General features: G+C 64.8%; 13 protein-coding genes and 1 tRNA gene. 6 read left to right on the plus strand and 8 right to left on the minus strand.

Annotated features, from left to right (window positions below; translation table 11 throughout):
- The first annotated feature begins 97 nt into the window (after positions 1–97).
- Both cpdR and ATE70_RS11210 read left to right on the plus strand, forming a co-directional pair.
- Entirely contained in the window at positions 98–475 is a 378-nt protein-coding gene (gene cpdR / locus ATE70_RS11205; RefSeq protein WP_037510756.1) for a cell cycle two-component system response regulator CpdR, read from the plus strand.
- A gap of 71 nt (positions 476–546) precedes the next feature.
- A tRNA-Val gene (locus tag ATE70_RS11210) sits at positions 547–621 on the plus strand.
- Positions 622–664: 43 nt separating this feature from the next.
- Here ATE70_RS11210 and ATE70_RS11215 read toward each other — a convergent pair.
- Positions 665–1,456 carry an SDR family oxidoreductase gene (locus tag ATE70_RS11215; protein WP_058537991.1) on the minus strand — a complete coding sequence of 264 codons (792 nt, stop codon included), beginning with the start codon at positions 1,454–1,456 and terminating at the stop codon, positions 665–667.
- Between the two features lie 95 nt (positions 1,457–1,551).
- Between ATE70_RS11215 and ATE70_RS11220 the strand changes: the two genes are divergently transcribed.
- From ATE70_RS11220 to ATE70_RS11235, 4 genes are all read left to right on the plus strand, one after another.
- Positions 1,552–2,421 carry an alpha/beta fold hydrolase gene (locus ATE70_RS11220; protein ID WP_058537992.1) on the plus strand — a complete coding sequence of 290 codons (870 nt, stop codon included), beginning with the start codon at positions 1,552–1,554 and terminating at the stop codon, positions 2,419–2,421.
- Positions 2,422–2,467: 46 nt separating this feature from the next.
- A complete protein-coding gene (locus tag ATE70_RS25665) occupies positions 2,468–3,193 on the plus strand; it encodes an energy transducer TonB (RefSeq protein WP_058537993.1) in 726 nt (241 codons plus the stop codon).
- A gap of 120 nt (positions 3,194–3,313) precedes the next feature.
- Positions 3,314–5,704 (plus strand): TonB-dependent receptor, encoded by a 2,391-nt coding sequence (locus ATE70_RS11230; RefSeq protein ID WP_058537994.1) that lies wholly within the window; start codon positions 3,314–3,316, stop codon positions 5,702–5,704.
- Between the two features lie 60 nt (positions 5,705–5,764).
- Positions 5,765–6,448 (plus strand): Fe2+-dependent dioxygenase, encoded by a 684-nt coding sequence (locus ATE70_RS11235; RefSeq protein ID WP_058537995.1) that lies wholly within the window; start codon positions 5,765–5,767, stop codon positions 6,446–6,448.
- On the opposite strand, the gene ATE70_RS11240 is transcribed toward ATE70_RS11235, so the two are convergent.
- From ATE70_RS11240 to ATE70_RS25670, 7 genes are all read right to left on the minus strand, one after another.
- Complete coding sequence (locus ATE70_RS11240) at positions 6,445–7,311, minus strand: FAD:protein FMN transferase (protein ID WP_082639404.1); 867 nt, start codon at positions 7,309–7,311, stop codon at positions 6,445–6,447. The two genes, ATE70_RS11235 and ATE70_RS11240, sit on opposite strands and share 4 nt — an antisense overlap.
- A 92-nt stretch (positions 7,312–7,403) precedes the next feature.
- On the minus strand, positions 7,404–8,237 hold the full coding sequence (locus ATE70_RS11245; RefSeq protein ID WP_058537997.1) for a DUF4198 domain-containing protein: 834 nt from the start codon (positions 8,235–8,237) through the stop codon (positions 7,404–7,406).
- A 19-nt stretch (positions 8,238–8,256) separates the two neighbouring features.
- Complete coding sequence (locus ATE70_RS11250; protein ID WP_058537998.1) at positions 8,257–8,787, minus strand: DUF2271 domain-containing protein; 531 nt, start codon at positions 8,785–8,787, stop codon at positions 8,257–8,259.
- Positions 8,788–8,798: 11 nt separating this feature from the next.
- Entirely contained in the window at positions 8,799–9,446 is a 648-nt protein-coding gene (locus ATE70_RS11255; protein WP_058537999.1) for a PepSY-associated TM helix domain-containing protein, read from the minus strand.
- A gap of 122 nt (positions 9,447–9,568) precedes the next feature.
- A complete protein-coding gene (locus ATE70_RS11260; protein WP_058538000.1) occupies positions 9,569–10,930 on the minus strand; it encodes an HlyD family type I secretion periplasmic adaptor subunit in 1,362 nt (453 codons plus the stop codon).
- The gene (locus ATE70_RS11265; RefSeq protein WP_058538001.1) at positions 10,927–12,681 is read right to left on the minus strand and encodes a type I secretion system permease/ATPase; all 1,755 of its coding nucleotides are present in this window, start codon (positions 12,679–12,681) and stop codon (positions 10,927–10,929) included. The genes ATE70_RS11260 and ATE70_RS11265 overlap by 4 nt, the downstream gene beginning before the upstream one ends.
- Before the next feature lie 66 nt (positions 12,682–12,747).
- Positions 12,748–18,468, minus strand: a complete 5,721-nt coding sequence (locus tag ATE70_RS25670) for a peroxidase family protein (RefSeq protein ID WP_058538002.1) — start codon at positions 18,466–18,468, stop codon at positions 12,748–12,750.
- Between the last annotated feature and the right edge of the window lie 142 nt (positions 18,469–18,610).

An 18,610-nucleotide genomic window follows, 5' to 3' on the forward strand; every position in this document is an offset into this window, starting at 1 on the left:
CGTCAATTTGTTAAATCTCTGACGCTATGCAGGGCGTGACAGAGGGGGCAGCCGACCGGAACCGGCTGCGCCGAAGGACCAGGGAACAGATTTCAACATGATTCGCATTTTGCTGGCCGAAGATGACGACGTGATGCGCGAGTATCTCGCACGCGCGCTGACCAGTGCCGGCTATCACGTCACTGCGGTCGATCGCGGCACCGCCGCAGTCCCCTATATCGATTCGGGAACGTTCGATCTTTTGCTGTCGGACATCGTGATGCCCGAGATGGACGGGATCGAACTCGCCCAGCACACGGCGAAGGCCGCGCCGCAGACGCAGGTGATGTTCATCACGGGCTTTGCCGCGGTTTCGCTGCGTGCCGAGGAAAATGTGCCGCAGGCAAAGCTGCTGTCGAAACCCTTCCACCTCAAGGATCTGGTGCGCGAGGTCGACAATATGTTCGGTCGCAGCGACCGCTCCAGCCAACAATAACGACGCCGCCGCACGCGAAGGGCTTGCCAAGTCGCGCGGAGGCATTTAGGGGGCGCGTCACCCCAAGGGATGGGCGTGTAGCTCAGTGGTAGAGCACTGTGTTGACATCGCAGGGGTCGCAAGTTCAATCCTTGCCACGCCCACCATTAAAAACGCCGCCACCCCGATGGGTTGGCGGCGTTTTTGCTTTCAGGCCATGCCGCGCGCGAGATCTCCGCGTGACGCGTCGCCGATCTGGCTGCCGCCGTCGCAGTCGAGGATCGTGCCGGTGATATATCCCGCCGCGGGCGAGCAGAGGAATACCGCCGATTCGGCGACCTCCTCGACCTCGCCCCAGCGCTTCATCGCGATGCGGTCGAAATGCGACTGGCGCGTCGCGGCGTCGGGCGCCAAGCGCGCCATGCCCTCGGTCCCCGCAATCGGCCCCGGCGAGATGCCGTTGACGCGCACCTCGGGTCCCCATTCGAGCGCCAGCACGCGAATCAACTGGTTGATCCCCGCCTTTGCGGCGCAGGCGTGCGCTTGCAGCGCTGAAGCATTGACCGCCTGCCCCGCGGTGATCGCGATCAGCGACGCGCCCGGACGGTTGAGCAAATCGTGGCAGCCGCGGAACACGTTGAAGGTGCCGTTGAGATCGATGTCGACCACGGTACGAAACGCATTCGCCGACATGCCAAGCGCCGGCGCGAGAAAATTGCCCGCCGCGCCCGAAATGACGATGTCCATCGGCCCAAGTTCGCCTGCGACGCGTTCCATCACGCCGCGGATCGCCGCATAGTCGCGCACGTCGCCCGACAGGCCGAGCGCGCCCTCGCCGATGTCCGCCGCCGCGCGCGCCGCCTTGTCGGGGTCGCGGCCGGCAACGGCGACCTTGGCGCCGAGTTCGGCGAAGCGCTTGGCGATACCCAAGTTGATGCCGCTCGTCCCGCCGGCGACAAAGGCCGTCTTACCGGCCAGCAGATTATCGCGGAATGTCGTCATGTCTCTCTCCCTTGCTCGATACTGAAAGCGATCCGGGGTTGACGGATCGAAACCAGTCGCCTTTTGAAACTGGAACAGACAGCAAGGATGATCCGATGGCAAGTGCCGGCCCGACCTCGAACAGCTTCATCTCGCAGCGGCTGAAGCTGCATTATGTCGACTGGGGCAATCGCGGCGCCCCGCCGCTGCTGCTCGTCCACGGCGGACGCGACCATTGCCGCAATTGGGACTGGGCCGCCGAGAAATTGCGCGATCGCTATCATATCATTGCCCCCGATCTGCGTGGTCATGGTGACAGCGCATGGTCGCCCGACGGCAATTACGCGATGGACACTTTTGTCTATGACCTCGCGCAGTTGGTCCACCAGCTCGACCTTGGTCCACTCTCGATCGTCGCGCATTCGATGGGGGGCAATATCGCGCTGCGCTATACGGGCCTTTACCCCGAGAATGTCCGCAAGCTCGTCGCGATCGAGGGGCTCGGCCCCTCTCCGAAGGTGATCGCCGAGCGCGCGAAGACGGGTTATGCCGAACGCTTCCGCAAATGGATCGACGACAAGCGCCAGGCCGCCGGGCGCACCCCGCGCCGCTATGCGACGCTCGAAGACGCGCTCGCACGCATGATGGGCGAGAACAGCTATCTGACCGAGGTGCAGGCGCGCCACCTGACCATCCACGGCATCAGCCGCAACGAGGATGGCACGTGGAGCTGGAAGTTCGACAATTACCTCAATGTCTGGCCCGCCTTCGACATGCCGCAGGACGACATCGCCGCGCTGTGGGGCGCGATCACCTGCCCCACCCTCTTGCTCTATGGCGCGAACAGTTGGGCCTCGAATCCCGAAAAGGACGGGCGCCTCGTCCATTTCAACACCGCCAAGGTGATCGAGTTCGAAAATGCGGGCCACTGGCTGCACCACGACCAGTTCGACCGGTTCATATCCACGCTAGACGAATTCCTCTAAACGGGTCGCCGGTTGCGCGCGGCGATGCGCGATGAGAGGCGGCGCGATGGCCTATACGGGGCAGGTTTCGAGGCAGCAGAAGCTCGTATCGGGCGGCGGCGCGCTGCTCGCGGTCGGTGCGGTGGGGCTCGGCCTTGCGAGCGGCCTCGATCTCGATGTCGTCCGCAAGGCCAGCGACGCGATCGCGGCGATCGCCCTCCCCGCGCGCCCACCACCACGCGAGGAGGCCCAGCCGGCAAAGGCGCCGAGCGAAAAGGCGAGCGGCAAGGCGTCGGCGGCGAACAAGCATGCCAAAGCCGCCGCGGTCGCCGCACCGCCGCCCAAGCTGCCTCCCATCGCGCCGCCGATTGCCGCCGCGCCGCGCCCGGGCGCCGGGAACGACGCGTCGGCGGGGGCGACGCCGAATCCCGGCCCCGGATCGGGCGCAGGCGGGCGCGGCGACGGCACCGGCGCGGGCGGTGCGGGCACCGGAACCGGCGGCGGGACCAAGGCCGTCTGGCGCAGCGGTACGATCCGCGACCGCGACTATCCGCGCGAAGCCAGCCGCGCGAAAGCGGGCGGCGAGGTCGAAGTGCGCTTCACCATCGAAGCCAGCGGCCGCGTCCGCGGCTGCCGCGTGACACGGCCCAGCGGCGATACCTCGCTCGACCGGACGACGTGCGAGCTGATCGAGGAACGTTTCCGCTTCAAGCCCGCGACCAACGCCGCCGGCGAACCCGTCGCGAGCCAATATGGCTGGCGGCAGAGCTGGTGGCTCGAACGCCGACACTAGGCGTCCTTCTCTCAACTGGTATCGATTGCGACGATGTCGCGAATGATTCGCATTAGAGTTGACTTTGCAATCGACTCTCAATAGCGGCGCCCCCAACCAATCACAAAATAGGGGTTTACCGTGAAGCCATCGACATCTGCCTCATTCCTCGCGCTCTCCTGCGTCGGCAGCCTTATCAGCGCACCGGCTTTCGCCGCCGACGCCGCGGACGCGCAGGATGCGCCCGGTGGCCGCAGCGAGATCATCGTCAACGGCTCACTCGCCAATGAGGTGGAATCGCCGAAGTCGACCGCGCCGCTTGTCGACACGCCGCAGACGATCACGGTCGTGTCGCAAGAGCAGATCCGCCAGCAGAACCTGCTGACGCTGCGCGACGCCTTGGCGACGATCCCCGGCATCACATTCGGGGCGGGCGAAGGCGGCGGCGGTTATGGCGACTCGATCAACCTGCGCGGCTATTCGGCGAACAACGACCTGACGGTCGACGGTGTGCGCGACAGCGCGCAGTACAGCCGCACCGACCCCTTCAACCTGCAGCAGATCGAAGTCTATAACGGCGCGAACTCGGTCTTTAACGGATCGGGCAGCGTCGGCGGCACGATCAACCTCGTCAGCAAGATCCCCTTTGCGCGGAGCGCCACGACGGTGCAGGCGGCGGTCGGCACCGACAATTATTATCGCGCGGCCGTCGACAGCAACTGGCGCGTCAACGACCTGATCGCCGTCCGCCTGAACGCCATGTATCACGAGAATGACGTACCGGGCCGCGACGTCGAATCCTACAAGCGCTGGGGCGTGGCGCCGTCGATCACGATCGGGGTCGACAGCGATACCAGCCTGACGCTCGCCTATATCCATCAGGACGACGACAATACGCCGATCTATGGCGTTCCGTTCATTCTCGGCGCCGTCAACAACGGTCCGCTGCCCGGTGTCGATGACAGCGACTATTTTGGGATCGTCAACCTCGACAAGCAGAAGACCAAGGTCGATCGCCTGACCGCGACCTTCCGCCACGCGTTCAGCGACAATGTTTCGATCCGCAACCTGACCCGCTGGCAGCGCGTCCACCAGTACAGCCAGACGAGCGCGCCGCAGGGCGTCTTCTGTCTTGCGAACGGCCTCCAGCCGATCGGCGCGAACGCGGCTGCCACGGTCGGCATCCCCTGCCCCGCCGGCCAGAATACGCCGGGCACCTATTATCCTTCGGGACCGCGCGGCCTCGTGCGCGATCAGGTCAACGATCTGTTGCACAACCAGACCGACCTCACCGTCGTCAGCGGCGCGAAGGGCGGCCTGTTCAATACGCTGGTGATCGGCGCGTCTTACAGCCAGGAAGATTATTCGATCGAGAATGCACAGTTGCTGCGCAATCCCGGCGGCGCGCTGCCGAACCCGGTGTTGCCGCCGATCAGCCTGTCGAACCCGAACACTGTCTGGACCGGCCCGGTCAATTATGTCCGCACGGGCAACAGCTATGGCGACACGCGCAACTGGGCGATCTATGCGTTCGACACGCTCGAAATCTCGCCGATGTTCGAGATCAACGCGGGTGTCCGCTATGAAAATGCGCGCAACATCTTCCACGCCGACACGGTGACGACGCCGGCGACCGGCGCGGTCTACACGCGCGGCCCCAACCAGATCAGCGACGAGAATCTCTTCTCGTACCGCGCCGGCGCGGTGTTCCACCCGATGGAGAATGTCAGCCTCTACGCCGCCTATGGCAACGCCAAGACGCCGACTTCGGCCAGCGTCCGCGCGGGCTGCGGCCTGCCGGCAAGCCCGACGGCGGCCGATCCCTGTGCGACGGCACCCGAAAAGGCGCGGAACATCGAATTCGGCGCCAAGGCCGAACTGATGGACAAGAAGCTGCTGCTGACCGCCGCGGTGTTCCGCAACGAGCGCACCAATTATCGCGTGCCGTCGAACGACCCGGCGCAACCCGCTTCGCTTCAGATCCTCGATGGCCGCTCGCGCGTCGACGGTTTCGCGCTCGGCGCGAGCGGCAATGTCACGCCGGAATGGGCGATCTTTGCGAACTACACCTACCTCGACGGCAAGGTGAAGCAGAGCGTTTCGGATTTCTGCCTTGCCAACCCGGGAAGCACCGGTTGCGGCAATAGCGCCGCCATTCCCGATCCGCAGCGCGGCGATCGGCTGTTCCAGACGCCCAAGCATTCGGGCAGCCTGTTCACCACCTATGTCTTTCCGTTCGGGCTGCAGGTCGGTTACGGCCTGACCTATCAGGGCAAGTTCACGACGCACCAGCGCAACCTGGCGCAGCGCGCGCCGCTGTCGGTCGACGATTATCTGATCCACCGCGCATTCGTGTCGTACGACTTCAAGAACGGCCTGGTGGCGCAGGTCAACGTCCAGAACTTCACGAATGAGGATTATTACACCGGCGTCCGCAACAATGTGAACGCGACGACGGGCGCCGTGACGGGCGGTTGGGCGGTCCCCGGCGAATCGCGCTCGGCGGTGTTCAGCCTCTTCTACAACTTCTGATTCCGGTGGGGCGGGCACGGCGATTGCCGTGCCCGCCCCTTTCGCTCTAGAAGCGGCGCCATGATCCGCATCATTCCCGACGTGCTCGATGCCGACGGCGTCGCAAAGCTCCGATCGATTCTCGACGCCGCCGACTGGGTCGACGGCAACGAGACATCGGGTCCGCAGGCTGCGCTCGCCAAACGCAACCAGCAGCTCCCCGAATTCGGCGAGGCGGCCGGCGAAGCGGGGCGCCTCGTGCTCGACGCGCTGGGCCGCAGCCCGCTGTTCATCGCCGCTGCGTTGCCGCTCAAAATCTATCCGCCCTATTTCAACCGCTATGCCGGCGGCGAGAATTTTGGCGATCATATCGACAATGCGATCCGCATCCGTCGCGGCAGCGATTTCCGGATGCGCAGCGACCTGTCGGCGACGCTCTTCCTTGCCGATCCCGACAGCTATGAGGGCGGCGGGCTGGTCGTCGAAGGCTTTGCGCAAGAACCGGGGATCAAATTGCCCGCCGGGCATCTGGTCCTCTACCCCTCCACCACCGTCCACCGCGTCGAGCCGGTGACCGCAGGCGCGCGCGTCGCGAGCTTCATGTGGATTCAGTCGATGGTGCGCGATCAGGGGCAGCGCAACCTGTTGTTCGATCTCGATATGGGGGTGCAGGGTGCCGCGGCGGCACTAGGTCAGGGCGACGCAACGGTCGTCCGCCTGACCGGCGTATATCACAATCTTCTGCGACGCTGGGCCGACAGCTAATCCAGCATAGCGCGCCAGGCGCGCGACAGATGTTCGCGGTCGCCCACAACGACGCATACCGCGAGGTCCTGCTCATCGGCGAGCGCGACCGCGGCCTCGGAGCCCAGAACCGTCAGTGCGGTCGCCCAGCCGTCGGCGCTGATGCAGTCGCGATGGAGCACGGTGACCGACGATATGCCGTTGACGATCGGGCGCCCGGTCGCCGGATCGAAGCTGTGCGAATAATGCTGGCCGCCCGCGCTGAAGCCGCGGCGATAATTGCCCGAGGTCGCCACCGACAGGTCGTGCAGCGCAATGCGCCATGATGGAATGGACGAGGTGGGCGGCATCTCGACATCGACCCACCAGGGCTGACCGTCGGGGCGGATCCCCTCGCCGCGTAGCTCGCCGCCGACTTCAAGCAAGAAATGACGGACCCCGATGTCGAGCAGCCATGCGGCGGCGAGGTCGACGCCATAGCCCTTGGCGATACCCGACAGGTCAAGCGCCGCCGCCTCGCCGCGCCGGATGCGCCGCGCCCCGGGGTCGAAATCGATCGTGCGGTCCGCGCCGGACTGGACCGCCTGCGGCACCCGCCCGGTACGCCGGGCACTGCCGAAACCCCAGGCGTCGGTGATGCGGCCGAGACCGGGGTCGAAGGCGCCGCCGCTGGCGCGCGCGATGTCGAGCGCGACCTCCACGACATGGGCGAATTCGGCTGGAATTTCGCGCCATGTCCCGGACATCGCGCGGTTGAAGCGCGAGAGGTCGGATTCGGGCTCCCATTGGCTCATCTGTTCGACGACGAGGTCGAGTGCGGCCTGAACGCCGTGCTGCGTCGCGGCGGGCGGCGAGACCGCTTGCAGCGACCAGCCTGTCCCCATCGTTTCACCAGCGAAGCGTTCGATGGCCGCCCCCGCCCCGCGCCCGGCGAAAGCCGCGGGCGTCAGGGCGCGGGGGATGAGGATGCGGTCGGTCAGGGCGCGAGCACTTCCAGCGTCGTGACATAGCTCGCGCGGCGCTGCGGGGTGGCGGGTTCGGGTGCGCCTTCGGCACGCTCGGCCTGCAGCGTCGTGACGTTCAGCCAGTACAGGCCGGGTTCGGTCCAGTTTACCGCGACCTTGCCGTCGGCGCCGGTCTTGAGGTCCATCTGGCCAAGCTGGTCGCGATAGCGGATGCCGCCGGGAATCACCGTGACGGGCAGACCCGCGGCGGGCTTGCCGTCGAGCAGGAACTGGAAGGTCGCCGCCTCGCCCGCGATCAGGTCGTTGGGGTGCGTCACGGGAACCAGCTCGATGCCCTTGCCAGTCGGCTTGAACAAGGTCGTCGTCGGTTCGCCAACCGTCACGAAAATCTCGTTGCGGTTGTTCGATTCGGCGGTCTTCACATTGGTCGCACCCGCGGGGATGCGCTCGGCGAGGTTCGTCGTGGTGGTGCCGCGCGGCAGGCGCTCGGTCTTGCCGTTCAGGTCATAGCTGCCCATCACGCCATCGGCGACCGAGGCGATGCGCCAGGTGCCCTTTTGCGTCAGGTGGACGTCGAAGGTGCTGCGGTAGCGGCCCGTCGCCTTATTCTCGATCGCCGCTTCGGTGCCGTCGGGCGCCCACGCCTTCAGCGCGTCGAGCCGCATCGGCTGATGCTCGAAATAGAAGAGGTCGTTCGACACCGCGGCGTCGACCGTGACCCACACGTCATCGCCCGACAATACAGTCGACGACGGCAGCATCCACTGGCGGTGTGCCGAAGCCGGAACGGCGACCAGTGCCGCCAGCGCGGCGGTCGCGGCGAAACCCCAAATTCGCTTTTTCATAACCCTGTCCTTTTCACGTTCAGCGGAAGGCGACCGAGACGGCCCCCAATTCAGTCGTTCCGGAAACGCGCCCGCCCGCCCCTGCCTTTGCGGGCCAGGTGAAGGGAATGCGCAGAAGTTCGCGGCCGCCCACCTCGCGCGCCGCCTCGATCACCAGCGTGTACTGGCCGGGGGCAGCGGCACCGAGCTGCGCACGCGAGAAGGAGACTTTATGCGCGCCGGGGGCCCGCGTCGCGCCGGTGATGCCGTTCGCAGGAAAGGTCATCGAGCGCCCCGCGGCGCGCCACCACTGGCGCACGTCGCGCAGCCACTTGGTGCCCTCGTTCGCCTTCATGTCATAATCGTACCAGACCGCGACTGTCTTCGCCGACGCGCCGGCTTTCTCGACCCAGATCGCGACATAGGGCTTGTGATATTCGGCGACCTTCAGCCGCGGAATGTTGATCGTCACGTCCATCGTGCCCGGATCGGCGGCGAAGGCGGGCGCGCCGAGCACAGCGCCGAGGCCGATCGTCCCGCCGAGGATGCGCGCTGGGGTGGAAAGCTGCATGATGGGTCTCCCTAATGAATGAAAATGACGGCGATGGCGGCCGGGATCGCGAGGCCGAGGCCGACGAGCGGCCAGGTGCTCTTGCGCTTCGCCGAATGCAGCCAGAGAAGAACAAGGCCGGTGATTGCGAAGATGAGGCAGGCGAAAGCGAAGATGTCGATGAACAGGCTCCACTCGCCGCCCGAATTGCGGCCTTTGTGGAGGTCGTTGAGATAGGAGATCCAGCCGCGGCTGGTGACCTCGCTCGACGCCGCGCCGGTCGCGAGATCGATCGCGACCCACGCGTCGCCGCCCGGACGCGGTGCGGGGAGATAGACTTCGCCCTCTGACCATTCGGCCTCGCTCGCTGCTGCTTTTACCGGAAAGCTCTGCTCGACCCATTCGGCGACGGCGGGGGGCAGCGGCGCCTTTTCGGCGTCGGGGACCGCCGCCTTCAGGCGCGCAAGCAAGACGGGCGGCATCTGCGCCGATTTCTGGATGACGACCGGCGACCCTTCGATATCGGCGGCGTGATTAAGCGTGAACCCGGTGATCGCGAACAGCAGAAGGCCGATCAGGCTGACGGCCGAACTCATCCAGTGCCACATGTGCAGCTGTTTCAGCCAAAAGGCTTTCCGGCTTTTCTTCGTCGCCGGTCGCGGGGTTGTCGGTGCATGCATCCGGAAGTTCCAGCAAAAGGATGCATGGCCATTATCGAGAACGATTCGCAATTACAATATGATTCCGGATCGTCGGCCGGATGAAGAATTATGCCGCCGATTTCCGGCCGATGGGCCGGCGCCTAATTCTCGCGCCCGGCCATCCAAAGCGTCTGGGTGAGCGGTTCGATGAGATAGGATAGAGCGGTCCGCTTGCGCAGCGGGATCATGATGTCGACGGGCAGGCCGGCACGAAGCCCGCCATCCTCGCGAACACGCCGGAGTTTCGCGAGCTCGCTTGGCGGCACGACCAGCTCGATCTTGAAATAGCGCATGCCCGAACGTTCGTCCTCGAAGCTGTCGGCCGAAATCTTGGAGATCTGACCGACGAGGATCGGCAGATTGCGTTCCTGCAACGCGGTAAAGCGGATCTGCGTCTCCATCCCCGGCGCAAGATCGTCGGCATCGGTCGGCGAAGCCTTGCCATCGATGACGAGGGCGCGGTCTTGCGGAACGATCTCCATCAATGTGTCGCCCGCCGAAACGACGCCGCCGACGGTGAAGACCTTGAGTCCCACGACCCGGCCGCTGGCAGGAGCACGCACCGTCGACCGGGCCAGCTGTTCGCGCACCGCGATCAGCTTGGGCTGAAGTTCGTCGAGGCGAACCTGCCCCGCCTGCTTCTGTGTCGCCACCTCTTCGAGCATCTGCTTGTCGATGCCGACCATCTGCATCTGCGCCTCGCCGATCGCTTCGGAGGAGCGGGCGATGTCGGCGCGATACGCGCCGTAGGAGCCGTCGAGTTCAGCCGCCGATCGTTCCATGCCGCGGACCCGGTTGATCGATACAAAGCCTTTCGGAAGCAGGGTGCGCAGCCCGTCCAGCTCTTCGCCGATCAGCTGTTGCTGCACCTTGTTGGAATTCATCTGGTAGCTGTATCCGTTGATCTGTTCCGAATGCTGGCGCATCCGCTGGCGCAACACGTTGCGCTGCGTGTGCACCGAATTGCGCCGCGCTTCGAACAGCTGGCGCTGGCCGCGCAAGGCTTCGGCGGCCAACTCCCGGTTTTCGGGCGCCAGCGAGGCAAATTCCGCCGGTTCGGCGACGCTTCTCAGACCGCCGAGTTCGGCAACCAGACGCGCGCGCTGTGCCAGCAGGGCGATCACTTCGCCGGTCAGTCCGCGTTCGGCTGCAACCAGTTCGGATGCCGAGATCGTTAGGAGCGGCTCGCCCTTTTTGACCGTTTGCCCCTCGACAACATGGAGTTCGGTAACGATGCCGCCTTCGCGGTGCTGCACCGCCTGACGACTGCCCGACACCGCGATCACGCCGGGCGCATAGGCGCCCGCATCGAGCGGGGTCAGCGACGCCCAGCCGAGCATGCCGACAAAGAAGAAGGCCACGATCAGGCCGCCGATGCGCAGTTCGCGATGCGGGCGATCGGCGGAATCATGCCCCGAGGGGCGATCGCCACCCGTCGGCGGCTTCCAGGTCATGTCGGTCATGGCCGCGCTCCTTCATGGATTGGAACAACATTCTGCTTTGCCGCGGAATTCTGCAGCGCCTGGAGGATTTCGTCGCGTGGCCCCACCCCCACGACCGCACCGTCGGCGAGGATCGCCAGCCGGTCGGCGCTAGCCAGAACGGCCGCGCGATGGGCGACGATCATGATCGCCGCGCCGTGGAGCTTTGCCGCACCGATCGCCCGCGACAGCGCTTCCTCGCCATCGCTGTCGAGCGCCGAGTTCGGCTCGTCGAGAACGAGGATGCGCGGGCTGCCATAGAGCGCGCGCGCCAGCGCGACGCGTTGCGCCTGTCCCGCCGACAGCCTGTGGCCGTTGCCTTCGATACAGGTGTCGTAACCGCCTGGCAGATGCAGGATCATCTCGTGGACGCCGGCCATGCGCGCAGCCCTTACGACCTCCTCGTCAACCTCCGCCTGCGGAATACCGCGCGCGGCACCGAAGCGCGAGACGTTCTCGCTGATCGTTCCGGGGAGAAGGCCGCAATCCTGCGGAAGATAACCGATATGTTGCGCAAGCTCTTCGGGATCCCAATCGGCCATACTGGCGCCATCGATCCTGATTTCGCCGAGGTCGGGCGGCAGCGCGCCGGCGACGACACGCGCGAGGGTCGTCTTGCCCGCCCCGGACGGGCCGACAATACCCAGCACCTCGCCGGGGGCGAGTTTCAGGAAAATATTCTTGAGCAGGATCGCACTGCCGTCGGCATTACGGACGACAACGCCCTGAAGCTCCACCTGCCCCTCTGGATCAGGCAAGGTGGTGCGTACCACCGGACCGGTCGCTTGATCGAACAGCCTGTCGAGGGTCTGAATCGCCTGGCGCGACTGGACGATGTTTGGCCAGAGGCCAACAAGCTGCTCGATCGGCTGCAGCGCGCGGCTGAGCAGCACCGAGGCGGCGATGATCGCGCCGACCGAAATCTGCCCGTTGATGGCGAGCCATGCGCCGACGCCCAGCGCGAAGGATTGCATGAACATCCGCACGAATTTGACGAGCGAATTGTAGCGGCTGCCCGAAAACTGGAGATCGGCGACGGCATTCAGGCCGACGCTGCGCTGCTGGATATGGCGCGAGACCAGCGCGCGCCGCATCCCGAGCGCGCGTACGATCTCGGCCCTGCGCAGCATCGCTTCGTGCGATTCATAGGCCGCCGCATTGGCGTGATGCGCCTCTTCGGCCTTTGCCTTGCTGCGCCTTTCATTGGCGATCGCAAGCGTGACCAGAACGCATCCGGCACCGAGCACCAGCACTCCCAAAATCGGGTGAATGAGAAAGGCCACCAAGAGATACAGCGGCGTCCACGGGACGTCGAACAAGGCGGTCGCTGCCGGTCCCGCAAGCGATTGACGCAAGAGGTCGAATTCGCGCATCGCCTGATGGGTCGAAGGGTCGCCGGGCCGCGCGCGCGACCGCGCGAGCAGCCGATCCAATATCTCGCCCGAGAGCAATCGGTCGAGGCGCAGCGACGCACGGGCCATCAACCGCACCCGGATCGCATCGAGCGCCGACAGCGTGGCGATCGCAACGCCGACGACGACGGTGATGAAGACCAGCGTCAATACGCCATTGGTCGGCACAACCCGGTCATAGACCTGCATCATGTAGATGGTCGGTGCGAGATAGAGGATGTTGATCAGCGCACTGAATGTTGCTGCAAGGATGAAGTGAGTCCGACAGGCGCGGACGGCTTCTGACAATGCCGGTGGAACGGGCATCCAGAACAGGCGCATGCAATCCTCCCTTATTATCGGAAAAAAATGGCGCCGGGAGGGGGGGAGGTCCCGGCGCCAAGCTGGTTATGAAAAGAGATAATCCGTGTCGAAATAGTGCCGGACATCGCGGAGGCTGGAGCGCCCGTTCGCTTCCATCCAGTCGTCCATCAGTGCCCGGATCATCTGCAAGGGGTTGTCCTGCTGATGGACGGAACCGCCGCCGTGGCCATTTCCGGAACTGCCGGAATTGACGACGTCCTGGGCCCGGGCGTCACCGATAAACTGATCGGCGCCGCCGCCGGTATTGAATACCAGCCGATGCGCGGAGGTCAGTCCGGATATATCGACCGTATCGGCGCCCCGGCCGCCGTTGACGGTGATCGTATTGAAGTTGAGGCTGGTCGGGTTGAAATCGCCGATGACGAGGATCGTGTCGCCACCGTTCCCTCCCGTACCGCCCGGCGGGACGCCTCCGGGCGACGTCACATTCAGGGCGTTGACGTTGATCTCCTCGATATTGTCGAGTTCGGCCACGATCTGCGCGTTCCCGGTGCCGTTGCGCGTGACGACGATTTCGGTGTTGGCATTCAGTCCGGTCATGCCCGCAGCTTCGGCTGCGGCCCGGGCATAGATACGGAAGGTTTCCGCTCCCGCCACGCCGTTGAGCACGAATGTATCCGTGCCGGCCCCGCCATCCACCAGATCCCTCCCACCGGTGGCTCCGGTCTGGGTTATGGTATCGGTGCCGTCGCCGCCATTGACGATGTCGTTGCCGGCGGCGCCATTGATCGTGTCATTGCCCCCAAATCCGAACACCGCCTGCGAGCCCGCGGCGCCGTTGAGGTTGTTGTTGCCGCCGGTTCCGGCGACAACCGCATAGTTGACGCCATTGAACCGCAGCGTTTCGACATTGCTCACCGTATCGACACCCTCGGCGCCGGTGTTGTCGGTGACGACAAGTGATGTTCCGGTGGTCGTGACGCTATAGTTTCCGACCGGTCCGGCGAACACCGCCACGTCGTTGTCGCCATTGCCGTTGATGCTGTCGTTGCCCGCGCCTCCGGTCAGCGTGTCATTCCCTCCCCCGCCGGTCAGCGCGTCGTTGCCAAGACCGCCGGAGACGGTGTCGTTGCCGCCATCACCGTTCAGCGTATCATTGCCGTCGTTGCCCGACAGTACATCATTGCCGCCGCCACCGTCGCCGGTGTCGTCGCCGGCCGTACCGACCAGGCTGTTGTTGGCGCCATTGCCGTCCCAATTGACCCCGGTCGGCCCGGTCGCGGCGGATATGACCTGTTCGGCCGTGCCACCGCCATCGGTGAAGCTCACCGCGACGCGCAGCCGAAGCCCGGCCTGGTCGCCGAACACCTGGCCGGCATTGTCGTCGGGCGTGAACGTCGCAGCGGTGGCCCCGGCAATATTGTTCCAGGTCACGCCGTCGATCGACTGCTGCCATTGGTAGCTGAAGGCGCCGAGCCCATTCGGGTCGGCAATCGCCGCGTTATTGACGGTCAGCTGCAGCCCTTCTCTCGGCGTCAGGTCGCTGATGACGGGCTGGCCCGTCGCCGGCGCGTTGACCGCGATCTCGACGTCGGAGAACCGCATGCGTTCGATGTTGCGCAAATTGTCGGTGCCGTCGAGCTGCGTGCCGCGCGCATGCGCCACGCTGATCGTGCCATTGGCATTATAGGTGATGTCGTAATTGGCCCTGAGGTCGGAGAACACGGCGATGTCCGTGTCGCCCGCGGTCGTGTCGGTCAGGATTTCGCGGACGATCACAAGCTGTCCCGGATTGAATGTCCGGTTGAACATCCGCGTTACCAGCTCGCTCATGCTGTTGGCCGTGGCGATTTCCACACCGGTGCCGCCATCGGGACCGACATTCTGGCGAACGCTGATCCGCACGTTCAGCCATTTATCGCCATCGATGATATCATCGCCGGCGTTACCGCGGATGAGGTCGCTGCCGTCGCCGCCGAGGATGATATCGCCGGCGTTATACGACGTGACGCCCGCTCCGACCACGGCCTGCAGCCCGGCGATCCGGGCGATGCCCGCGGCGTCGAGATTGCTTCCCGTATAGCCTTCCGATCCGCTGATCGCCGGATCGGGATCGAACGGCGCGCGTTCTGCCGCGGTGATGTTGGAACCCGACAGGATATCGTTGAACCGCGACCCCGACAGCCCTTCGACGCTTTCATAGGCGTCCTGCGTCGCATTTGGCGGCGGCGTCGGATTCTCGTCGAACACGATCCCGCGCGTCAGGTCGGCATCGGTGCCGGCGCTGTTATCCTTATAAATCGCCCAGTCCCAACCCGACATGCCGGCCATCTTGGCGCGACCCGGGCTGCCGACCATGATGTCGTCGCCGCCTTCGGCGATGAACTCGTCGAAGCCGCCAAGCCCGAAGAACACGTCATGGCCCACGACCCCGTCCTGCGCGAAAATTTCGTCGAAATTGTCGCCGGGCGCGCCGTCGAAGGTGCCATGTTCGATCCAGTCGTCGCCCTCGTTGCCGAGGATGCGTTCGGCGGTGATATTGCCGAGGATGAAGTCATTGCCTTCACCGGCGAAGACTTCCGACCCGGCGTCGCTGCCGAGAACGATGAAGTCCTGCCCGCGCCCACCGAGCACCAGGTCGAGGCCCGGTCCGGTGTTGATCACGTCATGCCCGTCGCCAAGCTTGACATTGTCGTCACCGCCGATGTCGCGGACGACGTCGTCTCCCGCACCGGCATTGATGATGTCGTTGCCGGCGCCGCCTTCGAGCGTATCGTTACCGCCATCGCCGAAGATCGTGTCGTCGCCTTCGCTGGCAATGATGATGTCGGCGCCCTCGGTGCCGCCCAGCACCACATGCTGATCGCCCGTATAGCGCAGATAGTTGGTGTCGGGACCGACGGTTCCGGGGTTATTGCGGACGACAAGCGGGGTCAGGATGCCGCCGCCGGTCGGGTCGGTGCTCTCCAGCACACCGTCGCCATTGAGATCGTTGAACTGCCGCGTCCGGTCGACCTCCAGGATCAGTCCGGGCGTCGAGAAGACGTCGGAGGGAAGATGCGTCGCATTGGTGTTGCGCATGATCATCCCGGCGAAGCTGTTGCCTTCCATCTCGCTGAACAGGTGCAGGCCGTCGAGACGCTGGAGATAATAGAAGCGGTCGGCATTCTGCAGCTGTTCCATCTGCACTTCGAAGACGAAGTTGAAGGTGGAGCCGAGCATGCCGCCAAAGGGCAGGATCTTTTCGGCAAGGCCGCCGATCCACAGGTCGACATTATCGAGGCCGGTGATCGTGACCCCGTTCGGACCGCTGGTCCAGGCGCCTTCGCCGTTGAGGAAGTCGAACGCATCGGGCGCATCGGCCGCCAGGATGACGCGATCGTCCAGCGGATCGTCGGGATCGCCCAGCACCGTCTGATCGGTACCGAAGATGATCGCCATCGCCGCAGCGCGCTTGCCCTCTACCGTCGTTTCGCCGGTGATCAGCGAATGCGTGCCATAAGCCGCGACGAAGTTGATGATCGACGCCTCATTCTTGAGATTGCCGGCGAAGTCGACCCAGCTTTCATAGGGTTTCAGCCGCGCGTCGTTGTTCGTCACCTCATAGAATTCGCGGCGCGCGGCGTTAAGCGAGGGGACGCCGGTGTCGCGGCCGCGGGCAAGGTTGATCGTCGCCAGATCGAGCGGCAGGCCCAGCAGGTTGTTGCGCAGCGCGCTGGTGACGAATTCGTCGATCTCGTTGCCGACCTGACGAGTCATGCCGCGGATGATGTCGCCCGCTGCCAACCCGTCCGCGATGACACCGTTAACCCCGTTGAACGCCGTGGGATTGAGGAAGCCATCGATCAGGCTGATGTCGTCGGGCGTGAAGGTCGGGCCGAACCGGGATATATCTTCGGTCAGCATCGAGTGGCCGAAGCGATAGACGACGTGCGCGAATTCGGCGACGATGTCGGGGTTGATCGTGGTGTCGAACCCGTCGGGCACGATGAAGAAGTCGACCTGCGGCTGGATCTTGCGCGCGAATTCCTCGAACACGAGGTGCTGATATTGCATCTCGGTGCCGAATTTCGCGGCCTGGAACAAGCGTTCGCCGTCCCACACCAGCGCAGCGACCTGCCCCGGCGTCGTTGGGAGGGCCGCGACGTCATCCGCCAGCCATTCGTTGAGGAACGCAAGGTCGCCGGTTGCCAGGACGACCTCCTTGGTGTGCTCGACCAGGCGGTTATGTTCGGCATGGAAGACATGGTGGACCGCGGTCAGGCCGATATTCTCGTTCACCCGGCCGTCGCCCGCCATGAAGTGGGCGTCGAGCAGTTCATCGTCATAAACCGCCGGGTTGTTGCCGGGGTTCAGCAGGCCGATCGTGATGTCGCCGTCTTCGATGCCGTTCGGCACCGCGGTGTGGGCGATATCGGCGAGGAAGGCGCTGTTGGTGCGAATCGCGGTGGCAAGACCCACCGGCGCCAACGGCGTACCCGAAATCACAACGTCGTCGGCCGTGTTCGGAATCCCGTCGCCGCCGATACCCGTGATCACCTGCGCATAGCCCGCAGCGTTGGGGATGAAATTGCCGTAGGCGTCGGTGCGCAGCAGGGGCACCTTGCCCACGTCCTGATCGGTGAGCAGGATGCCGAGCATCAGCGCCTGTTCCTTGACCTCGGCCCAGGTCGCCATGCCGCCGGGGGAGCCGCCGGCGCCCTCGATCAGCTTGCCGGTCGCAACCGGATGGCCCGCCGCGTTCACTTCATATTGGCGCAGGAACACCTGATGCGACGCGTGCGAAGCATAGGTCTGGTTCTGATCGACATAGGAGGTCGTCGTGTTGACCGGCCGCACATCGTCGGCGGTTCCCATGATGTTGTCGGCGCCCGCCGAAACCGTGGCGCGCGTCAGCACCATGAAGTTGGTGGGGCTGCCCGGGACATAAAGCGGATCGTCGGGCTGGAGCGGAATGAAGACGGTGCCGCTGCCCCCCTTGTTGACCAGATCGAGACCATGATCGAAGAATTGGCCGAACAGGGTGAACCACGAGTTGAACGAGGCCGACAGGCCCACGTCGGGCGAAATATTCGGCAGATGGACGTTGTCGCCGTCCATCGCGAGACCATAGGGCACAAGCGCGGCGTCGCGAACGACGCGCGCGGCCTCCAGATCGGCGACGGTCACGTCATGCGCGGCGGTCGCGGCGGCCAGCGCATCCAGCGCAGCCTGTTCCGCCGCACTCGGCGGCGTAAGGGGGTCGCCATCGTCCAGCTCATTGGCTGCGACCCGTGCGTTCTCCTTGACCACGCGCGCCTGATATTCTGCGTCCGACGCCGGTTTGAAGGTCTGATAGATCGCCGTAATCGCCGCCAGATCTGTCAGCGGATCAGCACTACCCGCCCGGTCCAGCCCCTCGAGGATCGCGGCGGGATTGCCCAGCGTCTGATCGACGAGCAGGTTGGAGATTGTCCGCAGGCTGCTGTCGAAGACGAGCGAGTTCGGATTGTTGGACGGATTGTAGTTGGGCGCCGTCGGCATCGGCGGCGCGCCGCCAGGCCCGTCGGGATCGAACACGGTGCCGTCCGCCGGCCGGTAAACCGGATCGAGCAATGACGGGAACTGCACGTTGGACGCGCCCCATTGTTCCTGGCCCGGGAGCAGATGGTTGTTGCTGCCGTCGACCGCACGCAATCCGAAGGAAAGATTATACGCGGGGATAAGCCCACCCGGCCCGTAAAGCGGCTGCCCAGCGGCATGCGCTTCGGCAATCTTGATCTGATCGAGAATGAATTCGAGATCGCTGCGGATGTACGTAACCATGCTTACCTCCCTGCAGTAAACCCGCACACGCCGCCCAGCAACCGGCTCGGCTTCGACTCGCAATACGCGGTCGATCTGCGGATTTTGTGGTTGCAAGCTAAGTCTTAAGGAGCGCCGCCGTCGAGTTGGACTGGCGACCTAT

It is taken from the genome of Sphingopyxis sp. H053 (assembly GCF_001468225.1).
Taxonomy (GTDB): Bacteria; Pseudomonadota; Alphaproteobacteria; order Sphingomonadales; family Sphingomonadaceae; genus Sphingopyxis.

What these genes read in the sequence shown, in the direction of transcription:
- cpdR (WP_037510756.1), top strand. Translation starts at nt 98, where the DNA reads ATGATTCGCATTTTGCTGGCCGAAGATGACGACGTGATGCGCGAGTAT.
- ATE70_RS11215 (WP_058537991.1), bottom strand. Translation starts at nt 1,456, where the DNA reads ATGACGACATTCCGCGATAATCTGCTGGCCGGTAAGACGGCCTTTGTC.
- ATE70_RS11220 (WP_058537992.1), top strand. Translation starts at nt 1,552, where the DNA reads ATGGCAAGTGCCGGCCCGACCTCGAACAGCTTCATCTCGCAGCGGCTG.
- ATE70_RS25665 (WP_058537993.1), top strand. Translation starts at nt 2,468, where the DNA reads ATGGCCTATACGGGGCAGGTTTCGAGGCAGCAGAAGCTCGTATCGGGC.
- ATE70_RS11235 (WP_058537995.1), top strand. Translation starts at nt 5,765, where the DNA reads ATGATCCGCATCATTCCCGACGTGCTCGATGCCGACGGCGTCGCAAAG.
- ATE70_RS11240 (WP_082639404.1), bottom strand. Translation starts at nt 7,311, where the DNA reads ATGGGGACAGGCTGGTCGCTGCAAGCGGTCTCGCCGCCCGCCGCGACG.
- ATE70_RS11245 (WP_058537997.1), bottom strand. Translation starts at nt 8,237, where the DNA reads ATGAAAAAGCGAATTTGGGGTTTCGCCGCGACCGCCGCGCTGGCGGCA.
- ATE70_RS11250 (WP_058537998.1), bottom strand. Translation starts at nt 8,787, where the DNA reads ATGCAGCTTTCCACCCCAGCGCGCATCCTCGGCGGGACGATCGGCCTC.
- ATE70_RS11255 (WP_058537999.1), bottom strand. Translation starts at nt 9,446, where the DNA reads ATGCATGCACCGACAACCCCGCGACCGGCGACGAAGAAAAGCCGGAAA.
- ATE70_RS11260 (WP_058538000.1), bottom strand. Translation starts at nt 10,930, where the DNA reads ATGACCGACATGACCTGGAAGCCGCCGACGGGTGGCGATCGCCCCTCG.
- ATE70_RS11265 (WP_058538001.1), bottom strand. Translation starts at nt 12,681, where the DNA reads ATGCGCCTGTTCTGGATGCCCGTTCCACCGGCATTGTCAGAAGCCGTC.
- ATE70_RS25670 (WP_058538002.1), bottom strand. Translation starts at nt 18,468, where the DNA reads ATGGTTACGTACATCCGCAGCGATCTCGAATTCATTCTCGATCAGATC.